The following is a 25,812-nucleotide window of genomic DNA, read 5'->3' as shown; positions in this document are numbered from 1 at the left end:
TCATGTTGGCGACAGATTCTACCTTCACTAGAGGCCGCGTACATCGCTGCCCAACAGCCACCCGACTAACACGCAATCCGCGCCCCGGCGACTCAACTCGCAAAGAACCGCTGCTTCGCTTCAGCCGGTATCTCCATTCCAGTCACCTTCGCCTTTTCCAACACCGCCCAGAAGTAACGATACGTCGCGCGGTCGTGCAACTCTCCCTTGTACTGGACAGGACCCCAGTTGGCATCCTGAGCTGCAATCAAAACCCCAGCCGCGTCAGCGACTTCACCAAAATCCGGTCGCAGCGCATTCACAATTGGCAGTATCTGCGCCGGATAGATGCTCCACATGCGCAAAAACCCGAATTCGTTGCGCGCGCGATGAGCATCGCCCGCAATGATTTTGTCGTCCTTGAGGTTCAGACAGACGTTATGCGCAGGCACTATGCCATTTGCAAGTGCTGCTGCAACAACCTCAGCCTTGGCTCGTACCAGCAAAGCATGCTCAAACTGCCCCGGGCTACGCATGGCGGACGCCGGGATTGCGCCGTGATGGCCGCTGACAAAATCCATCAAACCAAAATCAAGCACTTCGATAGCCGGCAGAGCGGCGATGGTAAATACTTCGTGCAACGCGCCGTGAGTTTCGATAAGCACATGGATAGGAATTATCCGGTCGACGGCGGCAGCTCGAGCAGCATCCTGGATGTATTGAATAACTTCTGAAACCTGCGCTGCGTTTGTAGCCTTCGGTACCGTGATATAGGCCACGCGATTTCCAGCCTGCCCTACAATGACGTCCACATCCTGTCGCCACGCTGGATGCGCCGGATCATGAATCCGCGCCCCTGCTCTGCCGAACCTGTTTTGATCGGAATTGATCATGCGAGCAACCATGGTCGCGTGCTCGCGCTCCTCCCCTGCAGCCGCCCCATCTTCGCAATCGCAGGTGATGTCAAAGACCGGGCCATGTTCAGATTGCAGCTGCATGGCCTTGTTGATCAACTTCTCACTGCCGGCGAAATGCTCGCATACGGCCAATGTCGGGAAAGCACGCTCGCCTGCGAATAGCGCGTCTTTCGGATGCGTTAAAGCATTCATTGATGTCTCCAGTAGCTACATTCTTTTGGGGATCGCGATCGTGTAATCCAGATCGAGAACTACATTGCCTGGATACGACACTTTGCCAAGCTTCGACTCTGGGAATTCGATTGATTCGGGCCGTGCATTTTTCACGCCGACCGTGCGCAACCGGAGCCCGCCGACATAATTTGAATTGAAGTCGAACTTGTCAATCACCTCAGTCGCACAAGCTATCGTGTCGGAAGCATACGTCGGGTTAACGTGGCTTCCAGCGTTGATGGCCAGAATCGATAGGCCATTCTCAATCCCGTCATATGCCAACGCCTTGCAAATCGAAATTACGTGTCCTCCGTAGACCAGCCTTTGGCCTCCGGCGGCTGCAGCCGAGAACCCGTCGAAATGTGCTTTTGCGGTGTTTTGGTAAAGGCGTGTGGCGATACTGTGGTCACTATTGTTGATCGTCATTGCGCCCGGATGAACTATGCGCTCACCCACGGCGTAGTCGTCCCAAAGATCGTTCACACCTGTCGTCGAGCAGATCTTCTGCACATCCGCGGTGTAGGCGCCCCACTCCAGACGGTCGGCCAGGACCCACGGATCAAGAGACGGCACAAATTTCTCTGGACAGTCAGCACCGCCATCTCGCTTTCGAATCATTACCCACCGGATCCATGTCAATACTTCGATTCCGTATTGGTTTGTTGCAATGGATCGCACATAAACTACCCCACTTTGTCTGCTCGAATTTTCCTTCAGGCCGATGACCTCGGATTCCACTGCGAGCGTGTCGCCTGGATAAACGGGAGCCACAAAGCGCACGTCCGAGTAGCCGAGATTCGCGATGGCATTGAGTGAAATGTCAGGGACTGTCTTGCCAAAGGCCACATTAAACACCAGCAGATCCTCCAACGGTCGGCGCTCGAAGCCAAGTTGCCGGGCGTTGGTATCTGCGGTGTGGAGCGCTGCGCGACTACCCGTGAGACCAACATAAAGACTCTGGTCTCCCTCCGTCAACGTACGCGGCGTCGCATGTGTGATCTTTGCGCCAACCTGAAAGTCTTCGAAATAATTCCCGTTTCGTTCTTTCCCCACCCTTCCTCCCGCTGCGGCATTTCACGCCAAATAATGTCTTTCCACAATGTACGTACATAGTGGCAGTCGATTTGAATCAAGTCAAGGCGTCAGCGCATAAAGTTGCACATCACAGAAAATTCACCGATACTATGTCCGTACATACTTATCACCATATAGCGATGGTGAACCCAACGGTAGATGGAAGAGACCTATGCACAGACTTACCGACGAGCGGCGCATGATTCAAGAGGCCGCTCGGCAGTTCACCATGGAGCGGGTTCTGCCCATTGCGAACAGACTCGATCCGGAGAAAGGCAAGATCCCGCGCGAACTCATCGACGAGATGGCCGAGTTGGGATACTTCGGCATTCTGATCCCAGAGGAATATGGAGGGCTTGGCCTCGGCGCGTACGAGTACTGTCTCGTGGCAGAACAGTTGTCTCGCGGCTGGATGAGTGTCGCAAGCTTGATTGCGCGAGGCAATGGCCTAATCGGCGCGCTAAAGGCCTTGTCTCCCGAAAAGAAGGCTGAGTATCTGCCTCGTATGGCGCGCGGCGAATTCCTCGGAGCATTTTCTCTGTCGGAGCCAAATGCAGGGTCCGACATCGCCAACATTTCCTGCCGCGCTGTACGCATCGGTAGCGAATGGGAGATCACAGGGAGCAAGTACTGGTGCACATTCGCCGATGATGCAGATTTCATTCTGGTAATAGCACGAACGGACGCTGCGAGCGATCCGAGAGGCCGCCACCGGGGGCTCAGCGCCTTTATTGTGGAAAAACCACGTGGGCAATTGCCAGAAAACGTGAAAGGTAGCGTTATTCCCAAAATTGGCTATCACGGATGGACGACTTGGGAACTTGCCTTCGACGGATGCCGAGTCCCTGCGTCTGCCATGGTCGGAGACGAAGGCACAGCGTTTTATCTGGCGACTGCAGGACTGGAGACGGCGCGCGCGCATACCGCAGCCCGTTCTATAGGTCTGGCCCAAGGTAGCCTGGAAGACTCCATGCAGTACGCCTCGCAACGAAACCAGTTCGGCTCGCCAATCGGTGACTTCCAGGCGATCCGCTTCAAGCTTGCTGACATGGCCACCCAGATCGAAGCGGCGCGCGCATTGCTCTATTCGGTGTGCGAGAAGATTGACGAAGGCCAGCGATGCGATACGCAAGCCTCTATGGTGAAACTGTTTGCAAGCGAGATGTCCGAGCGGGTAACCAGTGAAGGTCTGCAGATTCACGGTGGAGCTGGCTACACCACCTATTTTTCAGCCGAGCGCTACTGGCGCGACGCCCGCCTAACAAAGATATTCGAAGGCACGTCGGAAATTCAGATGCGAATCATCTCAGACGCGTTGCTCGGCAAGGTCGCCTCATAACGTGGCTGGAGCAGCAACCACATCGAAGCACCGAATACCCATTACAAATGAAAATGGAGAGAAAAATGGAGCCCCCGAAGCAGCCAGGAGCCCTTTCCGGCCTTCGCGTCGTGGATTTGACGCAGATGCTTGCTGGCCCTTTTTGTACACAAATCTTGGCCGATCACGGTGCCGATGTCGTCAAAATTGAAACACTCAAGGGCGATGGCACGCGCCCGATAGGACCGTTTCTCCCGGACGATACTCTCCGTGATTATGGCGGATATTTTCAGAGCGTCAATCGGAACAAGCGTTCGATAGCAGTGGACCTGAAGACGGCCCATGGTTGCGCCGTTGTGCGTAAGCTGATTGACGGAGCAGATATCGTTGTCGAGAATTTTCGGTCCGGCGTTATGGAGAGGCTCGGTCTGTCTTTCGAGCGACTGAAGGAAACCAACCCTCGCCTCGTCTACGGCACCGTGCGCGGCTTTGGCGACCCCCGGAGCGGCGAGAGTCCTTACGCGGACTGGCCTGCCTATGACGTCGTCGCCCAGGCAATGGGCGGCATGATGGGCATCACAGGACCGGACCGCAACACGCCGGTCAAGATTGGGCCCGGCATTGGCGACACAATTCCCGCGTTGATGCTCTGCATTGGCATTCTGGCGGCGGTCCACCGGGCACGCGAATCCGGCGAGGGGCAATTCGTCGACGTCGCAATGACCGACTGCATCCTGGCTGTGTGCGAACGCATCGTCTATCAGACGTCCTACACCGGTTTCGTGCCGGCACCGGAAGGCAACCGTCATCCGCTGTACTGCCCTTTTGGCCTTTTCCGCGCTCGCGACGGTTACGTCTCCATTGCCTGTGTACACGACGAATTCTGGCGAAAACTCGCCACCATTATCGGGCGCCCGGAGCTGATTGAGGACGAAGCGTTTGCCACCAATGAGGCTCGAGTGCAGAATGTACAACTGGTAGTCACGACTATAGAAGCATTCACATCGACACGCACGAAGGAGGAGCTGGCACAGTGTATCGGTGGCCGGGTGCCATTTGGTCCCGTCTATACCGCTTCGGAGATTTTCAACGATCCGCACTACGAAGTCCGCGACATGTTGGTCACTGTCGAACAACCGGGCTCCGCGTCACCGGTCCGGATTGCAGGCGTGCCGATCAAAATGAGTGCGACGCCTGGCCGGGTGCGACATCGAGCACCAATGCTCGGCGAGCATACGGACGAAATTCTGCTCGGGGCGGGTTATGCAGCGCGAGATATTGAAGCGATGCGCGCGACCGGAGCAGTCCGCTGAGACGAAAGCGGAAGTGGGCTATGAGAGCCTGACACCAGATATGGGCTCTGCTCGATTCCCTCGAGTATATTGGCGGACGCGGTGCAGGTCATCGGACAGCATCCTCCGAGACAGGAAAAGGTCCCGCCCATTGCTCGCCGTCAGCACCGGTGAGCCTCGATCGTAGACCGTATCGTCAATCCTCATCCGGTCGCACGTCCTATGTGAATCGGTATCCGCCTCTGAAGATGGTCCACTCGTCGACACTGCGCGCCGCGCGACAGGAACGGCTCGCCGTATCTGAACCAGCGCTGCGCTCCTGTATCCAGAATGCACCGGTAGCACCTGCATGACGCGCAGCAGATAACTCCTTCTTTCCGTAGTGCCAGACCTGCAAAGGCGTCTATCAGTCCATTGCTAAGTTCAATCACACAGCCAATGCTCGTCTAACCACGCGAGATCTGCGCGGCCACATCGCAGTACTGGTGTGCGCTACAGCCCCATTCTCCACGCGTTTTAAAACAGAGGATATCGAACCATCTACCCTCTTCCATAATTCGCTCGATGTCGCGATGAATCTGAATTTTTAAAATTTGACGTTTTGTCGATCAACGCTGCGCGCGTCACTGAAAATTCACAAGTGACCTCCTGAGTCACCCAGAGCCCTCTCCGTCAGCTCCTTCCTTCACGCCCGCGGTCTGGCTCTGCTTTTTTCCATCGATCTCCTACACTATGTACGGCCATATTATAATTAAAACGTACGAAGGAAGTTGGCTCTTCAGACGTTTAACGACACGCAAAATCTCAAAAAAGAAGTTTACGGCGAATAGATTTAACTCTACTATGTCCGTACATACTGATGACAAAAAGGAAGCAGCCTTCGCGAAGACGAGGGATGGAATAGATGAGGATGACGAAATCATTGGACGGAATGAGAGTTCGCCGCAGTGAGTTCTATTGACGGTTTGACCGAAGATGCATCCGGGCGAATGGGATAACTGGAACCCGGTCTACGGCAGCACAGTGGGCGCGTTCAATCAGACGCGCTTCTCTCAGCAATTTGTGTGGCTAGATTGACGGATCAGATACGCCTAGTGTGCTGAACAAGAAATTCACCAGAAGAACTACCAGGGTAGCCGCTGCGGCTTCGTTTGATTCCCTTCGGCATTGATCACACGAGACGGCAAACCCCTTAGCCGAAGCCACGACCTCTCGAGTACAACGAGGCGCGGCTGACGAACGGGACTTATGTTGACGGAGAAGCAGATGAACGCGGAAAAGTCCTTGCGCTTTCTGGTGGAAAAATGGCTAACCCAAAATTTGGCTGCGCCGGTTCGCGTAACCAGATTCAGTCGCATGATCCATAGTCGAAGGCGCTACGTATGCGTAGAAGCGCAGCGGCCGAAGGGCTCGATTGCCCTTTATTTCTTCCGGCACGACGATGGTGCGTGGCGCGTGTTCCCACCTGAGGCAGTGCGGCTAACAATACATGCTTACGCAAGTGTCGAGTAATCTGGATATCGGCCGCAGCGAACACACCTACTGCCCCACCAGGATCACTATGATGGACGAGTCACAGTTCATAACGCTCGAGACCTTATGGAAATTGGAAACGTGGGCGTGCGCCTGGTTTGACGAAGCGCTCGAAGCGAAATTTATCAGCACTTCCTATTCTCCTGACGCCGCGACGGTCGACCTTCTACGAGGCTACTTCAGAGCCGGGCTGTCGCCCGCCGAAGCGGCTCAAGCGTCCTTTGGCGGCAGACACTAAGAGTATGGCTTCGCAAAGACTGTTCGGTTCATTGCCGAGCGTTCCAGTGGACCAAGCAACAACCGAGTTCAGGGAAGGCTTTTTGAACATTAGTGCGACGTTCGAAGGGAGCAGCAGAAGGCGAAAATGAAGCAAGCAGGCGTGTGTACGCTTGAAAAACCGCTATTCGAACCGGCATACTGAACAGCTTCGACCAGTCAATAACTGACCGTTGTAGAACCGGCTCAGGTAGATCTTTGAGAACGCTTCCCCGACTGGCTTCATTTATCCCGCAAAGAGAAGATTCGATTCCCTCATTCATTTTCTGGTTCTAGATACATACACAACGCGATCCCGGAGCGAAGATCCTCTCTTCATGAAATCAGGTGGTGAACTGCGCAACCAGTTCTTCCATCTTCGAAAGAAACTGCTTCAAAACTGCTGAAGTGTTCGACCTACTGTAGCCGACAACGAGGTCGATGGTCGGCGCGTCGCCCACAACAGGTCGGCTGACCACCGACCAGGGCAACAGGTTAGTTGCGTACTCCGGCATTAATGCCAACCCGCGTGTGGACGCAACTAGCGAAACCGCCATTGCAAGATTGTCGACCCCGTGTTCAGGCGTGACATCAATCCCATTTTCTTTCAGATATCGCTCGATTACCTCGTGCAACACCGCCGCCTTATTCGTAGCCATGATGAACGGCTCGTTCATGAAGTCCTTCGGATGGATTTCTGTTTGTGCGGTCAGCCTGTGGTCACTCGGCATCAGCACGATGAGCCTCTCTTTATTAACGACCCGATATTCCAGATCAAACCCGGGTTCAGCGCGCAGAAACGCCAGGTCGAGCCTGCCGCGGGCGAGCGCTTGGGCAAGGTCTGGCGAATAATCACTTGATACCGTGACCTGGATGTTCGGCAGTTCATCGCGAAGAATCTGCATGGCCCGCGGCAGCCAAGTCATTTCCTGCCCGGTCAAAAAGCCGAGCGCAAATACTTGTTTCATCGGTTTCGCAGCGCGGCGTGCAGCCTCGGTCGCTGCATCGACCTGCGACAGCGCTAACCTGGCATGGTCGAGAAACGCTCTGCCAGACGCAGTCAGGCCAACGCCACGTGCACTGCGGTTAAACAGTTGTACACCGACCTCGTCCTCGAGATCACGAATCTGTCGACTAAGTGAGGGTTGTGATGTGTGCAGGCGCTCCTCGGCCGCGACCGTGAGACTACCTGTCTCAGCGACGGCGACGAAATACCGAAGATGTCGAAGCTCCATTGATTCCTCTTTTGTGTCCCATGCCTCAAAGGCATGCGCATCAGCCTACAAAGTCTTTCTCGTTTCCGCAATAGGCAGCTAGATTAATCGCCAGATATCGGGGCGCCCCTGTCCGATCGCGGTAGGGACCGCAACGCCGTCACGGTTCGCACCCTTTGTCTGCAAATGGGGACCAGAACCAGGCAAGGCGATGATAGCGATCACACGCACCTGCCTCTACGGTGCTGCATGAGCGCATCGACGTGAGCAAGGATACGGCTCGGTGGCGCTCTTTTTTGCGCCTTCGATCGAGCGTCGCTCATGGGCAGTCACATCACCGCCGCCCATAGTAGTAAAGGAAACAGTTAGTACCGGGCAAAAACCAACAAGGAGAACTGCCATGACTGGCTATACACATCAAACGGCACCAACGCAATTTGTCGAAGCAAACGGCATTCGCTTCGCTTACCGGCGGTTCGGCAAAGCGGGCGGCGTGCCGCTCGTGTTCAATGTCCATTTCACCGGCACGATGGATCATTGGGATCCTGCTGTGACTGACGGACTGGCACAGCATCGCGAGGTTATCCTCTTTAACAACGCCGGAATCTCCAGTTCGTCAGGCGAGGTACCGGAGTCGATCGAGGAGATGTCTGTCAATGCTGCGGCGTTTATCAAGTCGCTCGGCATCCAGCAAGCCGACGTGCTGGGCTTCTCAATGGGCGGCCATATCGCGCAGGAACTGGCGCTGATTGAGCCAAAACTTGTGCGGCGCGTAGTTTTGGTGGGTACCGGTCCACGCAGCGGCGAAGGTATGGAATCGCTCACTCCTGAGGCACAGGAAATTTTCGGCGCTACGTACGAGGAACCCGATCACCTGTGGCTGCGCGTGCATTTCTCACCGTCGGTGGCGAGCCAAGCCGCGGGCCACAAATTCCTACATCGCTTCCGCCTGCGCACTGAAGGCCGGGATCCGGCACCTAATGAAAAGGTCGCTCCTGCGCAACTGGCTGCGATTGCAAAATGGGGCATGCCGCGCGACAACCCCTACGATTATCTGAAGTCGCTCGCTCAACCGACGCTAGTGATCAACGGAGACAACGACGTAATCGTCTACACCGCCAACTCGTGGATCCTTCAGAAGCACATTCCGAATGCGCAACTGATTATCTACCCAGACGCAAACCATGGCTCGCTGTACCAGTATCCCGAGCGCTTCGTCACTCATGTTGCGCAGTTTCTGTCCGAACCCGACTGAATTTCGTCCATGAAATCCGAGCGCCAAACGATCGGATCACCCGCCCATTAAAGAGACGAATTCTGACAAAAAATGAGCGAGGTTATCCCGCCTTGATCGTCGGCGCGTCCCTCTGTCCTCGCAGCACTGGTGCTGGCAACTGTCACCAGTGCTTTTTTACTGCGCCCCATCAGCTGGCAATACTGGGAAAATAGTTACAGGCCGAGTCAGGTATTCATGTCGGCGACCCGGAAACCTACGACATGATCTCGCTTGATCATGCCCCCTACACGCTTGAAGTCGACTGCCGCGCTTTGTCGCTGAACACGCCGAGGCTCCCAAGAACCGTTCCCCGCGCACGGTTCGATCGGTGCAACAAGCCTAGCCAGCCTCCGATTCGCCGAATGTATCGCGCAGGGTACAAGAAAGCAAAGATTGTCGCGGCCACCATCGCTGACAATGCCTATTGCCACGCCGGTCGATACGACAAGTCGGACTGGAAAATTTCAATCACGAAATGAATCATGCTCTGGATGGCGCATATGCTCAGTTTCCGTTCACAAGAAAACCAGATCCGACGACTGCAGAAGAACTTGATGGGCCGCTACAAAGCCGTGTTCTCCCTTGACAAAACAAGGCACGTCGAGATAGCCGGCCACCAGACACCGATCTTGGTCAATGGCGATCGCGCGGTGAACATGGACCATGCAGTAGTCGATAGTTTTGCCCAAGAGACCGGGGGAAACGCTTCCCATTTTGTGCGCCACGGCGAAGCTTTCATCAGGGTCGCAACCACAGTGAAGGATGCAAAGGGTGCTCGCACCTTGGGCGTGACCCTTGAACGTTCTCATCCTGCATATCAGCTGCTTCTATCTGGAAGCAGCTACTTTGGCTATTCGACCTTATCCGGCAAGAAATTCACCGTTCTTTACAGCCCTATCTACGACGCTAGCAGTACGATAATCGGCGCTTCTGTTGCGGGTATAGACATCAGCAATGCGAAGCAGCCAAGTCTTGCTCTAAAACTGTCCTTTCTGGTGATGGCGTGGACCACAGCGCTTGTTGTAGGCCGCGACGTGGCCGCCTATCTACTACTTGACCCAGGAACACCGCTAGTCGCAATTCCCGGCGTCGCCCTGAATCTCGCGCTGGTGTTTATGGTTGGCATAGGCGTATTCGCGATCGTCGGACGTACAGTGAGCCGTTCGCTGCGCGACGCGGAAACCGCCGCCCAACGTCTGGCGAGAGGCGACTTATCCGCCCAGATACCAGTGGATCGAGGCGACGAAATAGGACAGATACTCGAAGCTTTGAACGGAATTAATATAGACTTGGCCGGTTTGGTACGAAACGTCCGGGGGACCACGAGTAACCTTGCAAGTTCGTCCCACGAAATCGCAGCGGGCAATATGGACTTGTCGGCGCGAACTGAAGAACAGGCGGCATCGCTTGAGGAAACGGCCGCCAGCATGACGCAGTTGACAGAGACTGTGAAGCAGAATGCCGACAATGCGCGTCAGGCGAATAGCTTGGCAACGAACGCCACACATATGGCCGAATCAGGCGACGATGCCGTCCAATCTATGGTCGGCACCATTGGCAAAATTAGCGCAAGTTCGAGCAAGATTTCCGAGATCACCGGCGTCATCGAAGGCATCGCCTTCCAGACAAATATTCTCGCGTTGAACGCTGCCGTGGAAGCTGCACGCGCTGGCGAAGAGGGACGTGGCTTTGCTGTCGTGGCCAGCGAAGTTCGTAGTCTAGCCCAGCGTTCCGCCACTGCCGCGAAAGAAATTAAGGAGCTAATCGGCTCGTCCGTGGCAACAATTGAAGACGGTGCGCAGCAGGCTTCCCAGGTAGGCGTGACCATGGGTCAGATTAAGCAGGCAATCAAACAAGTCTCTGACATCGTAGGCCAAATCGCCGCCGCCTCTGAAGAACAGAGCCGCGGCATTGAACAGATCAATCAAGCGGTCACTCAAATGGACGAGGTCACGCAACAGAATGCAGCACTGGTCGAACAGGCAGCGGCAGCATCTCAATCGCTTGAGCAACAGGCAGGCCAACTAGAGGACGCAGTCTCCTTGTTCAAGGTAGCTGACGCGGACGCAGTCGCTCCCCGGGTCGCGGTCGCCCACAGCGAACCTCGCCTGTCCGCTCTATCAAGGGGTTCGACGGAGCGAGACAGCGCCGAAAGAACGCCCACTATCACGAAAACACCGTGAGGTTAATGGTGCACAAACCTGCACACGCAGAGCGTTGTCGCAGGGGGTAACGGTAGTCCCTGCTGAGGGGCACGGCGTTGCCACCATCGTCCGCGGTGCCTCTCGCAGATGACTGTACGGTCGCACAACGTGGATTGTCCGGTACTTACGAGAAAAATAGGCGGTGTAGCTGACGGGAGGCGACGACCTAGCCAGTGACTGGCGAGGCCGATGAATGTCGCCGCTCTCCGCCTCTCCCACGTACATATGTGGCCAGATGGAATGAACAGGCGTGTCGGCGAAGTATTGGAGCTACCTATCCTGGCCCGACTCCTTCAATAAGCGGAGGATGACATTTGTGAGTTCGAGAAGAGCCGAGTGGTATTCGCCGGGGAGCGCCACATCATCCATCAACGACATGGCATCTTCGATCCCACCTCGGAATGACTGACTGATTTCGACGCACTGTGACGCCGTAAGCTGGGGCAAGACCATGTCAAAAAACTTCCCCAGAACCATAGCCCGAGCGGCTAGAATGCCGATTTTCTTCGTGTTGGCAGTCACCACCTGGCTCATTTGACCAAGCGCTTCATCCAGGTTGTTCATTTTTTAGTCACTCAAGAAACGCGCGCGTCAGAAATATTGGGCGCAGCCAGATTAGCTCCGTCTCCGGGAGCGGCTGGTTTCATCTTCGATCCTGTCAAGGCCGCGCGATGGAAAATATGTGACACGTGTTCTGACGGCTAGCAGACTGCCAGAACAACCTGCTCGATATCAGCGCTCTACTCTTCCGACGCCCAAGAGATTTCGGTCATCATATCGGCCGTCCGTTCCGCCGGCACCATGACCTCATTGATCGCCTCTCCGTTTCCTCGACGAGCTCCGACCAGGTGTTAATCGGATTTTTCAAACTCGCCGATCAGATCCTTGATTCTCGTGGCCGCCGCTGCACCGCGCAGCGCAAGCGCGCGAACCTCTCATGCCACGACGACGAATCTATGGCCCAAATCGCAGATACAGGACGCCCCGACCGATGCGCTTAACGCCAGAAAATTGGCCTGAAAAACTATGCCATCAACCACATTAATGGTCTCGATCATCCCGATCGAAGTGTCCGGGATCTCACTCATCGTCAAGACTTGCTACCAGTACCTCACCGCACCTCGTGCTCTCAAATGTGGCACTAGCTAACGCATTGGCCCATGTCTGTTTGTGACAGGCAAGTAAAATGGCAAACGGGTCTAATAAATCAGGTGCGGTCACCCACTGATCATCAAACAATCAGTAAACCGTATGAAGATCGCTCGAGTTGGACGCAGGTTGGCTACCGCCTGATACCGAAGCGCTAGTCAAATCGGAGGAAGATTCACGAGACGCGTTGTTCGCGCTGTTACGCTCCGCAATGATGGTCTGCTCGCTTTGGCCGCGCTGCGACGCAGGTGCACCGACCGATGGCTGATAGAACGGTGCAGGTCCGTAGCCACTCGCAAAAGCCGGAAATGAGAGGGAGATCAGGGCTGTGACGAGTGACGCGTTGAGAAATTTTATCTTCATCTAAGACTCCAATGAGGCACTGAATTGTGGGCGCGCCGCTCTATGAGACACGCATAAAAATCCAGTGTAAAACACATCCGCCCGGAAACTATATTTATAGACTGAAATCACAATTATTCGAACGTGAATAATTCCAGACGACACACCACGGTTCGCCGAGCCAAGCGCACAGCACAGTTCCGCATCCTGCGGCATGTGGAGTTTGCAGCGGTGTTGGGCCAAACGATGTTGTCGTAGTCAACGCCCTGCTTTCCAGAAAGGACTGCGACGATATCTCTGCGACCAAATATGAACAACTCGGTGCTCTTGTCTTCCCGATCTGTCCAGGGTGTTTTTCAGATAGCGCGCTCGCCGACTTCCGGGTCGAGTTCGATACACTTGCCGACGGTATCGCCACTTCGCTCTTGAAGCGGTTCTTCTGCTCCCGTCTGGCAAACAGAATGTTGGCGCCTCATTGTCTGCGCAAGGTTGAATGCAAACAAAGCGAGCTGCAAACGCATCGCTGAAATTCGTTCTTCACGCCATCTTCTGAGCCCCCCCTTTTTCAAACGGAAATTCAAGTAGACGTTCTCCATACCACTGGCGGCTGAGCGTCCGACAACCCGCAAGCGTCGCAGCGAGACGCGAGACTCATCGGTTCGCTTGACCAATTCAATATGGACGACTATATTGGATCTATCTTGACACAGGTATCTTGGACCTATGGCCAAAGCATCGCATCGAGAAAAAATTCTGATTGCCGGCATGCAAGTGGTCCACGAGCGCGGGTTCGGCGAGGCAGGCATACGTGACATCGTCCAGGCGGCTGGTGTTCCCCAGGGCTCGTTTACGAATCATTTCGAGTCCAAGGAAGCGTTCGCCTTGGAAATCATCGATCTGTATTTTGCAGGCACACGCATAATGGTCGAGAACACCCTCCGAAACGACTCTTTGCCTCCACTGCAACGACTCCAGGCCTACGTCGACGCCGCAATGTCGAAGTTGAACAAGAACAGCATGCGGGACGGTTGCTTGTTTGGAAATTTTGCAGCAGAGGCAAGCAGCCACAGCGAGGGCATCCGGCTCCGGCTGAATGAGATATTTGCCGAAATCCGCGAGAGTGTCGCCTACTGCCTGCGCGCAGCCGTTTCACAAGGCGAATTGACACAGAGTACCGATTGCGGCGAACTAGCAGCGTTTATTGTCTCATCCCAGCAAGGGGCTAATCTTCTTGCTAAAGCACAGCACAGTGCAGAACCGGTTGAGCGCTTCAAGCAGATACTGTTTTCCAGGATATTGCACGGTAATACGGCATAGCGTGCGATATCCTTGCGCATGATCAGGGGTCCAGGAGCAGCTTCAAAGCAGGTCCTGCCAAGAATGGACGGTCAGGGAATCTAAAATCGAGGCCCGATTTTTGTTACAAATGATCAAAGCCCCGTTAATCGATCTCGAACCATCATCAAAATTGCGTTCAGACGTCTTGATAAACGCGAGTTAAGCTTTCATCAGATTGATTATTGAATGCCGTGATCCCCACGCGCTATCAGTTGCTATCAGTTCTTCGACTTTTGAGAGAAAGAGTTTCAGGACTGGAGAGGAATTCGACGCGCTGTAACCTATGACGAGGTTGATTGTCGGTGCCGCGCCTTGAACAGGCCGGCTGACCACAGACCAGGGCAGCAGATTGGTCACGTACTCCGGCATCAACGCTAACCCACGCGTAGACGCCACCAGCGACACCGCCATTGCGAGATTGTCGACCCCGTGTTCGGGTGCGATATCGACTTCGTTCTCGAGCAAATAGCGCTCGATCACGTCGCGCAACACCGCAGCCCTGTTCGTAGCCGTGATGAACGTCTCAGCGGCGAGTTCCACTGGATTAACCGCTGTTCGCGCGGTGAGCCGGTGATCGCTCGGCATCAGCACAATGAGCTTCTCCTTACTAACGATCTGATATTCAAGATCAAACCCTGGTTCAGCGCGCAGAAACGCCACGTCGAGCCTTCCGCTCACGAGTGCTTCAGCAAGATCTGGCGAATAACCACTTGAAACCGTGACCTCGATGTTCGGCAGTTCATCTCGGAGAACCTGCGTCACCCGCGGCAACCAGATCATTTCGTGCCCGGTCAGAAAGCCGAGGGCGAACGCCTGCTTCGTCGGTTGCGCGGCACGGCGCGCAGCCTCCGTCGCTGTATCAACCTGCAAAAGCGCGAGGCGCGCATGGTCGAGAAACGCGTGGCCCGATACAGTCAGCTCGACGCCGCGCGCGCCGCGGGTGAACAGTTTCACGCCGAGTTCCTCTTCGAGATCACGAATCTGTCGGCTAAGCGAGGGTTGCGATATGTGCAGACGGCGTTCCGCCGCAACCGTTACGCTGCCCGTCTCCGCGATGGCAACAAAATACCGTAGATGTCTGAGGTCCATGGACTCCCCGTCAATGTGCCATGCCTCATAGGCATGCCGACCAGCCTACAAAGTCTTTCCGCTTTCTTCAATAGACAGCTAGTGTAGTGAATAATAAGTTCGCAGGCCAAACTAGGTAGCAACACCGTTTTTTCCGGATCTCGCTCACCGTCCATCCCGCGAAGTGTCGAATTTCATCATGATTGACACTACTTCTTCGGTCAGTGCAACGCAACTCGACTGAGCCGAAGAAGACGACGCTGAGGGAGATGAGAATATGAGCGCGGAGAAGTCGTTACATTCTCTGGTTGAGAAATGGCTGGCACCAATGTCATGGGCGTCAATCCGGGTAATCCGCTTCAGTCGCATTCGCCCCGAAGGAAGCCGTTACGTGTGTGTTGAAGCGCGAAGGTCGCACGGCTCAATCGCACTATGGTTTTTCCGGCACAAAGACGGGACATGGCGGGTGTTCCCGCCCGACGTCAAGCGCCTTACCGTAGACATGTATGTGAGCGCAAAGTGATCTTGGTTTTGGCAGACCAATAAAAGTGGACAGGTCGATCGAGTTATCAAGGATCCTGAGAAGGTGCGAGTTACGACGTGACACTAATGGGCTTTCGGCGACTGAGAACGCGGACGCGCGCCTAGTCTGAGGTAGCGGTCAAGGAGAATTTCGCAGACTCCCCCGATCTCCCGGAAGCCGCTAGCCGCGACGACCTGCAAGACCGAACGAGATAGTCGCGCCGATGCGGCTCGCGGCATCCGCAGGATGCGGCCCATCACATGCACCAGCAGCAACTGGCGAAAAAATATCGCGAAGCCCGCACTGTCAGATTGTCTGGCACCAAAAGCCAGCATTGGACCAACCAGGTAAAGGGATCACCAAGATGCCAAATGCAATACCGGTACTTTACGAATCAACGACGTCCCCTAACTCGCGCCGCGTGCGCTTCTTCATCGCGGAAAAGGGTATCCACATTGACAGGAAGCCTGTCGATCTCAGCGTGAAGGAGCAGTTTTCCGGAGCCTACACGGCAATCAACCCACGCAACCAGGTACCGGCTCTCGTGCTGGCCGACGGCACAGTCATCACGGAAGTGCTAGCCATCTGGCGCTATCTGGAAGAGGCATACCCCTCCGCCCCGTTGCTCGGGACGAACTCCAAGACCAAAGCGCTCGTCGCGATGTGGGAGCGCCGCGCTGAACTGGACGGCTTCGCGCCAGTCATGGAAGGCGTCCGAAACGCAATTGCCGGATTGAAAGGCCGAGCGTTGTCTGGACCACATGCCTATGAGCAGATCCCCGAACTAGTTGAGCGCAGCCGCCAGCGCGTGGCCAACTTCTTTGAAGACTTCAATGAGCGTCTTGCAACCGTGCCGTTTGTTGCTGGAGATGAGTTTTCCGCTGCGGACATCACGACGCTTGTTACGGTGGACTTCTCCGCGAATGCGCTGAAAATGTCGATTCCCGAGACACACAGTGCTTTTCGGCAGTGGTACGACAGAGTGTCCAGCCGCCCTGCCGCGGGCGCGTAACCTGAAATTTGCGAACGCTTGCCAGTTGGCTCAAGCGTCACAACTACTATCTCCAAAAAGAATGAACAGTTCGGCATGACCGCCGTGACGGTGTGACATCGAAGGGGCACAAACGTGCCGGACTGAACACTGCGAACACTTGACGGCAAGCACACCCGTGCCACCTGAAGCACAAAATTTGTCATCGAGACCTGCTTTTTTCGCCGGCGAACACACAAGGAGTTGCCCTAACATGATTAACGACGTATTCGTGGTTGATGCATCGGCGCACAGCTACAACCTTGCAGACGAGAACCACGCCGCAGGTCGATATTCGAAAGCAGTTGTTGACGCTTTCTACGGCGCCCACTACGGCCTGTCTCCAGCGGGATATAGGCTTCCACAAGAGCACTACGCACGTGACTGGACGCTTCCGGAAACTGCAAATATGCTGTTCGTCGAAAGCGATTACGACTTCGCATGCCATCACGTGACCCCGATAAATGCGTTCAAGGACGGTGGGTGCAGCATTCAGAAGGCACGGGAGGCTCGCGAAAAGTGGCCCGGCCGCTTCCAGGTGTACGCTGGAGTGGATCCGATATTTCCGGAGCAGGCTCTTGATTCGCTAGAGCAACAGGCTGAAGAACTGAAGCCCGTTGGCATCAAGCTTTATCCGAACAGCTACACGGCGGACAAAGTTGTCGGATGGCACATGGATGATCCCGAAATCGCCTTTCCAATATTCCAGCGGGCCCGTGATCTAGGGATCAAGGCCATCGCTATCCATAAGGCCGTACCTCTCGGGCCTGTTCCAATGGAACACTATCGGATGGACGACATCGACGCGGCCGCAGACGCATTCCCGGATTTGCAGTTTGAAGTCGTCCACGGTGGATTCGCGTTCATCGAGGAAACAGCGTTTCAACTCGCAAGATTTCCAAATGTCTGGGTGAACCTCGAAATCACAGCGAGTCTTGCCGTAGCTAAACCGGCCGCCTTTGAGAGAGTCATGGCAGGCCTCATCGCGCACGCCGGAGAAGGAGCGCTCGATCGAATCATGTGGGCGTCGGGAGCTAGCGTTTTGCATCCCGATCCGCCGTTGCGTTGGTTCTGGGAACAATTCCAGTTCTCAGAAGAAATGCGCGCACGCGAAGGCCTGCCGGAAATCACCGAGGCGATCAAGAGGAAGATTCTCGGCCTCAATTACCTTCGGATGCACGGGCTCGATGCAGAAGTGCTCGCAAAAAACATTGAGGGTGATGAGTTCTCAGTTGCCCGGTCTAAAGGCAAGCAGAGGCCGTACGAAACCACTTACGCAAAGGGGCTTACAGTATGACAGCCTTTTCGGAAGACGACGTTATCTCTCGCCTGCACAAGGTAATTGACCCTTGCAGCGCTGCCACCAAGGTTCCCCTGTCGATTGTCGAAATGGGAATGGTCGAGAGCGTGGAAATTGAATCTGGGCAGGTAACTATTGGCCTTCGCATGACATCACCGCTGTGCCACGCGTTGCCCTATTTCGAGATGGAAATAGAACGTGTGCTGGCGGACGCCTCTGGAATCGTCGGTGTTAGCTGCACTTTTGATCACGGTGGAAATTGGCAACCCGACGATATGACTGCTGGAGCGCGACGCAAACTAGCGGATCAACGAGAGTTCGTTAGAAACAGGGCGGATGGGAAAACCCACGCGGGTTTTCGCACGCTTCGACCTGTAGAAGCAATCAAGTCCCTAAAAGCGACCTGACTGCACTTACGTGCTACCCGCCCCGCGAGCGCCAACCAGCGAGCATACCTGTTATGAGGTGCGTGCCGACGTGCGAAATTTATGCTGGTTCCGCCTGCGAAGCATAAATCACCTATCCATACTGCCTACGACGACGATAAGGCAGAAACTCGAACCGTTACCGGCCAGGCAGGCGCGCCGTTGACGGCGCTTTTCGGCGGAAATCTGTCGAGATGATATAGCCAACAGTTCTCCGACGGGAAGCGAACGTGAAACAGATCCCAGATTATCCAGCTAATCTGGGGCGTGAGTACATGAGGATTTCTGAAAATGACCACACACTCTCACCAAAGCGCTCCTACCCAATATGTCGAAGTCGGTGGCATCCGCTTCGCCTATCGCCGCTTTGGTAACGCAACCAATGGCCTGCCGCTGGTTTTCAATCAACATTTCAAAGGCACGATGGACTACTGGGATCCGGCGATCACTGACGGCTTGGCCAAGACCCGCGAAGTGATCCTATTCAACAATGCCGGGGTCTCCAGCACCTCCGGCGAAGTGCCCAGCACGATCCAGGAGATGGGCACGGACGCGGTCGCCTTCATCAAGGCACTCAACCTTAACAAGGTCGACGTTCTTGGGTTTTCCATGGGAGGCAGGGTCGCGCAGGAAATTGCCGTGCAGGCGCCCGACCTCGTGCGACGCCTAATACTGGTAGGCACGGGGCCGCGTGGCGGCGTGCCTATGACGCAAGCGGGTGTAGACATTTTTGGCGCAACCTACGATCCGCCTGAACGCCTCTGGCTCGCCGTGCACTTTTCCCCCTCTGAATCAAGTCAGGCTGCCGGGCTTGAATTTCTCAAGCGCAAGAACCTACGCAAGGAGAATCGCGACCCCGAGATAAACCAAAGGGTCGCCCCGGCGCAGATGGCAGCACTGGCAAAGTACAACACGCAATCTGAAGGGGCTCACGACTATCTGAAGACGATCTACCAACCCACGTTGATCGTCCAGGGGAGTAACGACGCAATCACCCCTACGGTGAACTCCTACAACATGCAGCAAATCATGCCCAACGCCCAGTTGATCCTGTATCCGGACTCCAACCATGGATCATTGTTCCAGTATCCGCAACTGTTCGTCCAGCATGCCTCGCTGTTCCTGAATGCCTAACAAAAATTCGCGCGCCCGGTCTCGATAGAAGGCCGCGTGCATCATCTGGTGACCGTGCGATTCGCACGGCTGGCTGGGCACGGCTCTCACAGCAAACGCATCTGGACCGGATTTCGTAGCAAGGCAGTTCTCCACGAAAGCGACAAACTGCCGCGCTTTCGTGTTCGCCAGTCGTCCAGCCAGATACACCGTCTACAGATCCGCAGTTGGAGAAGCCCAGTCATCCATTACCGATACCACGGCGCAGGTTTTGAATTCCGGCGTAAAGGTCCACTCTGACACCACGGCAAGGCCCACGTTCTCGAACACAGTGGCGTGCACCCATTCAGCCGCTGCGATTTTCAACCGGCCGCCCTGCATCTTGACCGAGACTTCTGCGGTCTCTGATTTTTCGCAATTTTATCTTCTTCGAGCGGCAATTTCGCAATAGTCAGCGCCCAATCCAGTATCAATGGGCTCCTCGTGTCGCCGTACAAAAAATCAATCATACGGCCAAAAAAAGTAGTTTGCGTCGTGAGGCCCATCAAAACTACGATGCTCCCATGTGCCTAGTCGCGTGTGTAGCGTGCGACATACGCTGCACAAGCAGTTGCAATTGGAAACCCTCCTTGGCTACCGGCTTCCCATACTCGGGCACCGCATGTCACGGCTTATCAACTTAAATTTTCCACAATAACAATCTACGGAGACCGACATGGACACCACCATCTCACCCAGTGCTGAGGAAGTCTTGCCTCCGCTCACGCGGACACAAAAAAAAGCTATCGTAGCCGCCACACTCGGAACCGTTGTTGAGTTTACAGACTGGATCATCTACGCGGCGTTTGTTTCGCTTTTCTCTCGGCATTTCTTTCCAGCAGATAACGAGAAGGTCTCATTGCTCGCTGCCTTTGCCGTGTTTGCTGTGGGTTTTGTGATGCGCCCCATCGGCGGCGCAGTACTCGGCGCGTATGCGGACAGACACGGACGCAAGAGCGGCCTGACACTCTCCGTTGTGCTGATGGCTGGAAGCTCCTTGCTTATCTCAGTCTGCCCTACCTACACAACGATTGGTATTGCGGCACCCATCATCCTTGTCCTTGCGCGCCTTCTGCAAGGCTTTGCCGCCGGTGGCGAATTTGGCTCCGCGTCGACGTTTCTGATTGAGTCCGCAGCGCCGGCTCGGCGCGGTTTCGCGGGCTCCTGGCAGCACTTTGCCGTCAACGCCGGCGTGCTGGTCGCGGCGCTAATTGGCTATCTGCTCACCTCAAATATCAGCGAACGCAGCATGATTGATTGGGGATGGCGCCTAGGGTTCGCTATTGCTGGTCTCATGGGTCTCGTCGCCCTCTGGTTACGTCTCTCCGTTTCGGAAACCGAAGTGTTTACGAAGAAGGTTCTTGGCCATCAGCGGCGCCATCCATTTCTTGTTGTGGTACGAGAACATCGTCGCGCAGCTCTTCGAGTGGTTGGAATTGCCATGGCCGGTAACTTGTCGATATATCTTTGGATGGTTCTATTTCCGACATTTGTACACTTGCGTACAGGTCTTCCACTGCGGCAGGGATTTATCGCTAGCGTCATCTCAATCGTTGCGTCGCTAGTCGCGATTCCTCTTTTGGGTACTCTGTCCGACCGCATCGGCCGTAGGCCCATTCTGCTTGCCTTTGCTGGCGGATCGGCACTATTTGCGTGGCCAAGCTTGCATTTCCTCTCGAACGACTTCTGGACAGCCACAATCATTGTCACGATCGGCATGCTGCTTTCATCAGGGTTCACTGCTACCTGCGCGACCGTAATGGCCGAACAGTTTCCCGCAGAGGTCCGTTCAACAGGTGTTGCGTTGCCTTACGCAATTTCTACGACACTTTTTGGTGGCACGCTGCCCTACATCATGACGTCTATGTCAAACGCTGGCCTGTCGCAATTCATTTGGATATATGTGGCGGTAGTGTGCATCGTTGGTTTCTTTGTTTACGCGGCGATGCCGGAAACAAAGGGAAAGATTCTGGATTAAAAGATCTCTCACCTTACAAACAGTCTTCCTAGATTAGTACAGGGAATGCTCCTTTCAAACTAAATATCTGATGAACTTTGAATTAACAGACGACCAGGACATGTTCGTTTCGGCGGCGAAAAAACTGTCTCAAAGTCGACTCACCCCAATCCTCCAACGCCACCCTTCGGATCGCCCACTTCCGAAGGAAGCGATGCTGGAGATCTACGGAGCGTTGGGCGACTTCGGCATCACAGCCGCCCGTTTGCCAGCCGAACATGGCGGCGCCGGCCTGTCCATGATTGACTACGGCCTCGTTATCGAACAGTTACCGCCAGTAATCGCCCTTTCACTTATTTCTCACGATGGCTCGATTACCCGGTTGCATGCTGGCGCATCAGCGGAGCTTCGCGAAGCATATCTGCCCGATCTGATAGCAGGCAGGAAAATAGCGTGCACTGCCAATTCGGAGCCAGAGGCAGGTTCCGATTCAAATGCCATCCGGACCAGGCTTGAAGTTGAAGGGCCTGACGCGTACATCACCGGTCGCAAGTTGTGGATTACGAACGCCTCCGTTTGCGACGTAATGATTGTTTCTTGCGCAGTCGGACTCGATGCCGGCGATCGCCCAATCACTAGCCGCGTGCTGGTCGATCGCAGCCAAGCCGATGTCGATATCAGCGAAATTCCTCTAACGGGTCTCAAACAGGGGCACCTCAGCGAAGTTGTCTTTGATAGAACACGGGTGCCTTCCGCCAACATCATCGGCTCTCCGGGAGACGCTGGGAAATACATGACATTGGCGTGGAACGGCAACCGCCCACTGCTTGGAATGATGGCTGTAGGCATCGCTCAACGAGCGTTGGATATTGCCCGGGAGTACGTGGGAGTCAGACAGCAATTCGGAAAACATCTGGGAAATCACCAGTTGGTGCAACAAGATCTCGCCGACATCGAGACGGCCGTAATCAGTTCTCGCCTGATGTGCTTCTTCGCGCTTGGATGTCTCGATCAAGGCACCCGTGCAAACGGCACATCAGCCATGGCCAAGCGTTTCGCCACAAAGAATGCCTTGAGGGCCGTGGATCTGGCGATGCAGCTTCACGGTGCAATGGGAATTGCCGAAGAAGTTGGGCTTGATCAACTTTGGCGCGATGTCCGCGTGCTTCAGGTTCCTGATGGAACGATGGGAATTCTCGCCCTTATCCAGGGTCGGGAACTCACTGGCGCCGCGGCATTTCGTTGATGGTTCCGACCTCGGATATGTGCCGACCGAGTCACGAGTTCGGGAGTCAAGAGCCGAAGTTGAAACATCAGTGCCCACAGTAGATTTTTTTGATACCGGTAACGGAGGACATCATGCGTAAGGTAGTCATCGGCGGCGTTGGAATGACGCCATTTGGAAAATTTCTGGAACGTAATCTGAAGTCCTTGTCCGAGGAAGCAGTAGGCCTGGCGCTTAAGGACGCTCGGGCGACCGCGAACGACGTTGACCGGATCTTCTTCGGCAACGCTGCTGCCGGAGTCGTCACCGGTCAGGAAATGATTCGCGCGCAATCGTCACTGCGCAACACGGGCCTTGACGGAAAGCCAATGTATAACATTGAAAACGCATGTGCGTCGGGGAGTTCTGCACTCAACCTGGCATGGCTTTCTATCGCGTCAGGTCAGTCTGAAACGGCGCTGGTTGTCGGTATGGAGAAGCTGAGCCACGAAGATAAAGCAGTATCCTTTGGCGCGTTTGCAAGGGCCGTGGACCTCGAAGAGCCGCTACCAGCGAACGTCACCACGGGAACAGGCTCCCTTTTCATGGATTTGTACGCAGCCAAAGCCCGGAAATGGATGGACAAAACTGGCGTGACCGCTAGCGACTTCGCCCGAGTCGTTGTCAAGAGCCGTCGCGCAGGCTCCTTGAATCCCCTCGCCCAGTTCCGCAAGGAGACGACCATTGAGGAAGTCCTGGAAAGCCGGATGGTCAGTAACCCGTTGACTCTCTTTATGTGCTCCTCTATCGGCGATGGGGCGGCCGCCCTGTTCGTGTGTTCGGAAGAGTACGCCAAGAAGCACGACATTCGTCCGGTCTATATTCGCGCAAGTTCGATTGTATCGGCGAAAGCGGATGGCTCTGGTGATCTTGTGGCCGTACGTGCAGCGAAGGCGGCATACGAACAATCAGGTATCGGTCCGAGCGATGTCCATGTCGTGGAACTCCATGACGCCTCGGCTCCGGCGGAGCTGGTCCACTACGAGAACTTAGGCCTTTGCGAGCCGGGCGAGGCCTCGAAGCTTATACGTTCCGGCGACACCGACATCGGCGGCCGCATTTCAGTGAACCCGAGCGGTGGCCTCCTATCCCGCGGCCACCCGATGGGAGCGACGGGCGTGGCGCAGATCGTCGAGCTTACGGAACAGTTGCGCGGTACCGCCGGTGCCCGTCAACGGCCCGGCGCCAAAGTCGCGCTCGCCGAAAACAATGGTGGTCAACTTGCCGGCGATTCGGCAGTCGCACTCGTGACCATCCTTTCCACCTGATCCCAACCGAAAACACTGACGGAACGAAGCAGATGAAAACAGCGATTACGCGCGGACTTGCCGAGAAAGCTCTCGCAATCCGGCTGCAAACAACGCCATCAGACGTGGTTTCGATTGCGAAGCAATGCGTGCTTGACTGGCTCGGCGTAACCCTCGTAGGACAGTCGGAAAAACTGACGGCTTCACTTACGTCGGTGTTGGAGGCACAAGGTGGAAATCCGAGCGTTACCATAGTAGGCAGCTCGACGAGGCTGCCGAGTTTCAACGCTGCCCTTCTGAACGGCACGTCTTCCCACGCGATTGACTACGACGACGTAAGCTTTTCGATCCCCGGTCACGCTTCGGCACCCGTGCTTGCTGCTGTTCTCGCGCTGGGTGAGGAAATTAATGCAACAGGTGCTCAGGTACTCGAAGCGTTCATCGCCGGTTACGAAGTCAGCTGTCGCGTCGGTGCGTTGGTCGCCCCTGACCACTACTCGATGGGATTCCACGCCACGTCAACGGTCGGAACGTTCGGAGCGGCGGCAGCGTGCGGTAAGCTGCTGGGCCTCACTTCGGAGCAGCTATCTCAGGCCCTTGGAATTGCCGCAACGCGAGCTGCCGGCCTGAAAGCATCGTTCGGTACTTCATGCAAGCCCCTCCAATGCGGCAATGCTGCTTCGAACGGCGTTCTCGCCGCGCTTCTCGCGAAAAGTGGCTTCGACGGCCCCGCTGACGTACTTGAACACCGGCAGGGCTTCGGGGCTACGCACGGGGAGAAATTGAACGTTGACGCGGCATTGGGCATTCCCGCCATGGTTCGCGACTTCTCAGAGCGCCCGCAGGTGGGATCGGGCCACGACGGGTATCACTTACGGTTCAACCTGTTCAAGTTCCACGCAGCATGTTACGAGACTCACTCGGCCATTGAATGTGCGCTGGATCTCGCCAAGCAGATCGGTGATAAACCTGGAACCATCAAATCAATTCGCCTGCTTGCAAATCGCCACTGCGATGACATTTGCAACATCCTGAACCCAGCAACAGCGCTTGAGTCAAAGTTTAGTATGCGTCTCGCCGCCACGTTTGGACTGTTCGGCATTCCGACAGCTGATCCTGATTCGTTTAACGCCGAGAATACGACCAATCCAGAGATTGTCGCCTTGCGGGACAAGATCACGGTGGAACTGGTTGACGATATCAGCGTTTCCGTAAATGTCATGATTGCGGAACTAGAGGATGGCCGTGAACTCCGTGCCTCACACGATTCGAGCGTCCCAGCGTCAGACATTCCAGAACAAGGCAGCCGAGTCCAGCAAAAATTCCTGGCCCTCGCCCGGCCCGTTCTCGGCGACGAAGTCGCACAACGCGTTGCCTTTGAGACTTCGCAACTCGAAAAGCACTCTTCAATCCGGGAATTGATGACGTTGGTAAGCCTCTAACGGTTCCGGGCCGCGTGGAATTGGTATTGAGTCATCCGACCTGAATGCGTTGATTTAGTTTAGGCGTGGATGCGTTGTCACGCGGGCTGGTTCGAACTTTGACCAGATGCCGACTCATGGGACGGCGACACAGGTGATACGGTTGATTCTCCGTAATCACAACATCCGAGCTGCACTGTCTTCCCCGCCTTTCATCTCCGGCCCGAAGGCCGGGCCCCTCGCGCTAGCTGCGATTAAAAAAGCCCGGCGCCAAGCCACAAGTCTTCGAGGCCTGGAGGGGCTTGGCGGACGCTGCAATGA

General features: G+C 55.4%; 21 protein-coding genes and 2 pseudogenes. 16 read left to right on the top strand and 7 right to left on the bottom strand.

The features are described from left to right. Positions 1-92: 92 nt before the first annotated feature. Positions 93-1,088: an HpcH/HpaI aldolase/citrate lyase family protein gene (locus P3T21_RS22165; protein WP_429258092.1), complete on the bottom strand. Its 996-nt coding sequence runs from the start codon at positions 1,086-1,088 to the stop codon at positions 93-95. 15 nt (positions 1,089-1,103) lie between these two features. Then, positions 1,104-2,162 (bottom strand): MaoC family dehydratase, encoded by a 1,059-nt coding sequence (locus P3T21_RS22160; RefSeq protein ID WP_429258091.1) that lies wholly within the window; start codon positions 2,160-2,162, stop codon positions 1,104-1,106. Between the two features lie 193 nt (positions 2,163-2,355). Here P3T21_RS22160 and P3T21_RS22155 point away from each other — a divergent pair, with 193 nt between their 5' ends. The 3 genes from P3T21_RS22155 to P3T21_RS22145 all read left to right on the top strand — a co-directional run bounded on the left by P3T21_RS22155 (position 2,356) and on the right by P3T21_RS22145 (position 6,564). Continuing rightward, positions 2,356-3,522: an acyl-CoA dehydrogenase family protein gene (locus P3T21_RS22155; protein WP_429258090.1), complete on the top strand. Its 1,167-nt coding sequence runs from the start codon at positions 2,356-2,358 to the stop codon at positions 3,520-3,522. 65 nt (positions 3,523-3,587) lie between these two features. Then, on the top strand, positions 3,588-4,814 hold the full coding sequence (locus P3T21_RS22150; protein ID WP_429258089.1) for a CaiB/BaiF CoA transferase family protein: 1,227 nt from the start codon (positions 3,588-3,590) through the stop codon (positions 4,812-4,814). A gap of 1,543 nt (positions 4,815-6,357) precedes the next feature. After that, on the top strand, positions 6,358-6,564 hold the full coding sequence (locus tag P3T21_RS22145) for a hypothetical protein (protein ID WP_429258088.1): 207 nt from the start codon (positions 6,358-6,360) through the stop codon (positions 6,562-6,564). 361 nt (positions 6,565-6,925) lie between these two features. On the opposite strand, the gene P3T21_RS22140 is transcribed toward P3T21_RS22145, so the two are convergent. Then, complete coding sequence (locus P3T21_RS22140) at positions 6,926-7,816, bottom strand: LysR family transcriptional regulator (RefSeq protein WP_429258087.1); 891 nt, start codon at positions 7,814-7,816, stop codon at positions 6,926-6,928. A gap of 379 nt (positions 7,817-8,195) precedes the next feature. Here P3T21_RS22140 and P3T21_RS22135 point away from each other — a divergent pair, with 379 nt between their 5' ends. The 4 genes and pseudogenes from P3T21_RS22135 to P3T21_RS22120 form a co-directional block, all read left to right on the top strand. Continuing rightward, positions 8,196-9,050 carry an alpha/beta fold hydrolase gene (locus tag P3T21_RS22135; RefSeq protein WP_429258175.1) on the top strand — a complete coding sequence of 285 codons (855 nt, stop codon included), beginning with the start codon at positions 8,196-8,198 and terminating at the stop codon, positions 9,048-9,050. Between the two features lie 242 nt (positions 9,051-9,292). Beyond that, entirely contained in the window at positions 9,293-9,550 is a 258-nt protein-coding gene (locus tag P3T21_RS22130; protein WP_429258086.1) for a hypothetical protein, read from the top strand. A gap of 3 nt (positions 9,551-9,553) precedes the next feature. Beyond that, positions 9,554-10,021 (top strand): annotated as a pseudogene (locus tag P3T21_RS22125) (Cache 3/Cache 2 fusion domain-containing protein); the annotation flags it as partial. A 171-nt stretch (positions 10,022-10,192) separates the two neighbouring features. Next, positions 10,193-11,254: pseudogene (locus tag P3T21_RS22120) on the top strand (methyl-accepting chemotaxis protein); the annotation flags it as partial. A gap of 291 nt (positions 11,255-11,545) precedes the next feature. Here P3T21_RS22120 and P3T21_RS22115 read toward each other — a convergent pair. The 3 genes from P3T21_RS22115 to P3T21_RS22105 all read right to left on the bottom strand — a co-directional run bounded on the left by P3T21_RS22115 (position 11,546) and on the right by P3T21_RS22105 (position 13,362). After that, positions 11,546-11,839, bottom strand: coding sequence for a hypothetical protein (locus tag P3T21_RS22115; protein WP_429258085.1), 294 nt, complete (start codon positions 11,837-11,839; stop codon positions 11,546-11,548). A 675-nt stretch (positions 11,840-12,514) separates the two neighbouring features. Continuing rightward, positions 12,515-12,787, bottom strand: coding sequence for a hypothetical protein (locus tag P3T21_RS22110; protein WP_429258084.1), 273 nt, complete (start codon positions 12,785-12,787; stop codon positions 12,515-12,517). 335 nt (positions 12,788-13,122) lie between these two features. Then, entirely contained in the window at positions 13,123-13,362 is a 240-nt protein-coding gene (locus P3T21_RS22105; RefSeq protein WP_429258083.1) for a hypothetical protein, read from the bottom strand. A gap of 127 nt (positions 13,363-13,489) precedes the next feature. Between P3T21_RS22105 and P3T21_RS22100 the strand changes: the two genes are divergently transcribed. Further along, a complete protein-coding gene (locus tag P3T21_RS22100; RefSeq protein WP_429258082.1) occupies positions 13,490-14,083 on the top strand; it encodes a TetR family transcriptional regulator C-terminal domain-containing protein in 594 nt (197 codons plus the stop codon). A 180-nt stretch (positions 14,084-14,263) separates the two neighbouring features. Here P3T21_RS22100 and P3T21_RS22095 read toward each other — a convergent pair whose 3' ends face one another. Then, entirely contained in the window at positions 14,264-15,193 is a 930-nt protein-coding gene (locus P3T21_RS22095; protein ID WP_429258081.1) for a LysR family transcriptional regulator, read from the bottom strand. 866 nt (positions 15,194-16,059) lie between these two features. On the opposite strand from P3T21_RS22095, the gene P3T21_RS22090 reads away from it, so the two are divergent. The 8 genes from P3T21_RS22090 (at position 16,060) to P3T21_RS22055 (ending at position 25,512) form a co-directional block, all read left to right on the top strand. After that, on the top strand, positions 16,060-16,707 hold the full coding sequence (locus tag P3T21_RS22090; RefSeq protein WP_429258080.1) for a glutathione S-transferase family protein: 648 nt from the start codon (positions 16,060-16,062) through the stop codon (positions 16,705-16,707). Between the two features lie 232 nt (positions 16,708-16,939). Further along, positions 16,940-18,022, top strand: a complete 1,083-nt coding sequence (locus P3T21_RS22085; protein ID WP_429258079.1) for an amidohydrolase family protein — start codon at positions 16,940-16,942, stop codon at positions 18,020-18,022. Then, entirely contained in the window at positions 18,019-18,432 is a 414-nt protein-coding gene (locus P3T21_RS22080) for a metal-sulfur cluster assembly factor (RefSeq protein ID WP_429258078.1), read from the top strand. The genes P3T21_RS22085 and P3T21_RS22080 overlap by 4 nt, the downstream gene beginning before the upstream one ends. A 309-nt stretch (positions 18,433-18,741) precedes the next feature. After that, positions 18,742-19,584, top strand: a complete 843-nt coding sequence (locus P3T21_RS22075) for an alpha/beta fold hydrolase (protein WP_429258077.1) — start codon at positions 18,742-18,744, stop codon at positions 19,582-19,584. A 694-nt stretch (positions 19,585-20,278) separates the two neighbouring features. Then, positions 20,279-21,580, top strand: coding sequence for an MFS transporter (locus tag P3T21_RS22070; RefSeq protein WP_429258076.1), 1,302 nt, complete (start codon positions 20,279-20,281; stop codon positions 21,578-21,580). Positions 21,581-21,650: 70 nt separating this feature from the next. After that, positions 21,651-22,805, top strand: coding sequence for an acyl-CoA dehydrogenase family protein (locus tag P3T21_RS22065; protein WP_429258075.1), 1,155 nt, complete (start codon positions 21,651-21,653; stop codon positions 22,803-22,805). A 113-nt stretch (positions 22,806-22,918) separates the two neighbouring features. Next, entirely contained in the window at positions 22,919-24,091 is a 1,173-nt protein-coding gene (locus tag P3T21_RS22060; protein WP_429258074.1) for a thiolase family protein, read from the top strand. Between the two features lie 32 nt (positions 24,092-24,123). Next, complete coding sequence (locus P3T21_RS22055; protein WP_429258073.1) at positions 24,124-25,512, top strand: MmgE/PrpD family protein; 1,389 nt, start codon at positions 24,124-24,126, stop codon at positions 25,510-25,512. The last annotated feature ends 300 nt before the right edge of the window (positions 25,513-25,812 follow it).

Origin of the sequence: Paraburkholderia sp. GAS334, assembly GCF_050436625.1 — a bacterium.
GTDB lineage: Bacteria > Pseudomonadota > Gammaproteobacteria > Burkholderiales > Burkholderiaceae > Paraburkholderia.
Note: the sequence above shows the minus strand (reverse complement) of the source record. Positions and strands in the feature narration are given on the sequence as shown.

Coding starts and splice junctions, on each gene's coding strand:
- P3T21_RS22165 (WP_429258092.1), bottom strand. CDS start 1,088: ATGAATGCTTTAACGCATCCGAAAGACGCGCTATTCGCAGGCGAGCGT.
- P3T21_RS22080 (WP_429258078.1), top strand. CDS start 18,019: ATGACAGCCTTTTCGGAAGACGACGTTATCTCTCGCCTGCACAAGGTA.
- P3T21_RS22090 (WP_429258080.1), top strand. CDS start 16,060: ATGCCAAATGCAATACCGGTACTTTACGAATCAACGACGTCCCCTAAC.
- P3T21_RS22055 (WP_429258073.1), top strand. CDS start 24,124: ATGAAAACAGCGATTACGCGCGGACTTGCCGAGAAAGCTCTCGCAATC.
- P3T21_RS22110 (WP_429258084.1), bottom strand. CDS start 12,787: ATGAAGATAAAATTTCTCAACGCGTCACTCGTCACAGCCCTGATCTCC.
- P3T21_RS22065 (WP_429258075.1), top strand. CDS start 21,651: ATGAACTTTGAATTAACAGACGACCAGGACATGTTCGTTTCGGCGGCG.
- P3T21_RS22135 (WP_429258175.1), top strand. CDS start 8,196: ATGACTGGCTATACACATCAAACGGCACCAACGCAATTTGTCGAAGCA.
- P3T21_RS22060 (WP_429258074.1), top strand. CDS start 22,919: ATGCGTAAGGTAGTCATCGGCGGCGTTGGAATGACGCCATTTGGAAAA.
- P3T21_RS22095 (WP_429258081.1), bottom strand. CDS start 15,193: ATGGACCTCAGACATCTACGGTATTTTGTTGCCATCGCGGAGACGGGC.
- P3T21_RS22140 (WP_429258087.1), bottom strand. CDS start 7,816: ATGGAGCTTCGACATCTTCGGTATTTCGTCGCCGTCGCTGAGACAGGT.
- P3T21_RS22100 (WP_429258082.1), top strand. CDS start 13,490: ATGGCCAAAGCATCGCATCGAGAAAAAATTCTGATTGCCGGCATGCAA.
- P3T21_RS22105 (WP_429258083.1), bottom strand. CDS start 13,362: ATGGAGAACGTCTACTTGAATTTCCGTTTGAAAAAGGGGGGGCTCAGA.
- P3T21_RS22155 (WP_429258090.1), top strand. CDS start 2,356: ATGCACAGACTTACCGACGAGCGGCGCATGATTCAAGAGGCCGCTCGG.
- P3T21_RS22070 (WP_429258076.1), top strand. CDS start 20,279: ATGGACACCACCATCTCACCCAGTGCTGAGGAAGTCTTGCCTCCGCTC.
- P3T21_RS22115 (WP_429258085.1), bottom strand. CDS start 11,839: ATGAACAACCTGGATGAAGCGCTTGGTCAAATGAGCCAGGTGGTGACT.
- P3T21_RS22145 (WP_429258088.1), top strand. CDS start 6,358: ATGGACGAGTCACAGTTCATAACGCTCGAGACCTTATGGAAATTGGAA.
- P3T21_RS22085 (WP_429258079.1), top strand. CDS start 16,940: ATGATTAACGACGTATTCGTGGTTGATGCATCGGCGCACAGCTACAAC.
- P3T21_RS22150 (WP_429258089.1), top strand. CDS start 3,588: ATGGAGCCCCCGAAGCAGCCAGGAGCCCTTTCCGGCCTTCGCGTCGTG.
- P3T21_RS22130 (WP_429258086.1), top strand. CDS start 9,293: ATGATCTCGCTTGATCATGCCCCCTACACGCTTGAAGTCGACTGCCGC.
- P3T21_RS22075 (WP_429258077.1), top strand. CDS start 18,742: ATGACCACACACTCTCACCAAAGCGCTCCTACCCAATATGTCGAAGTC.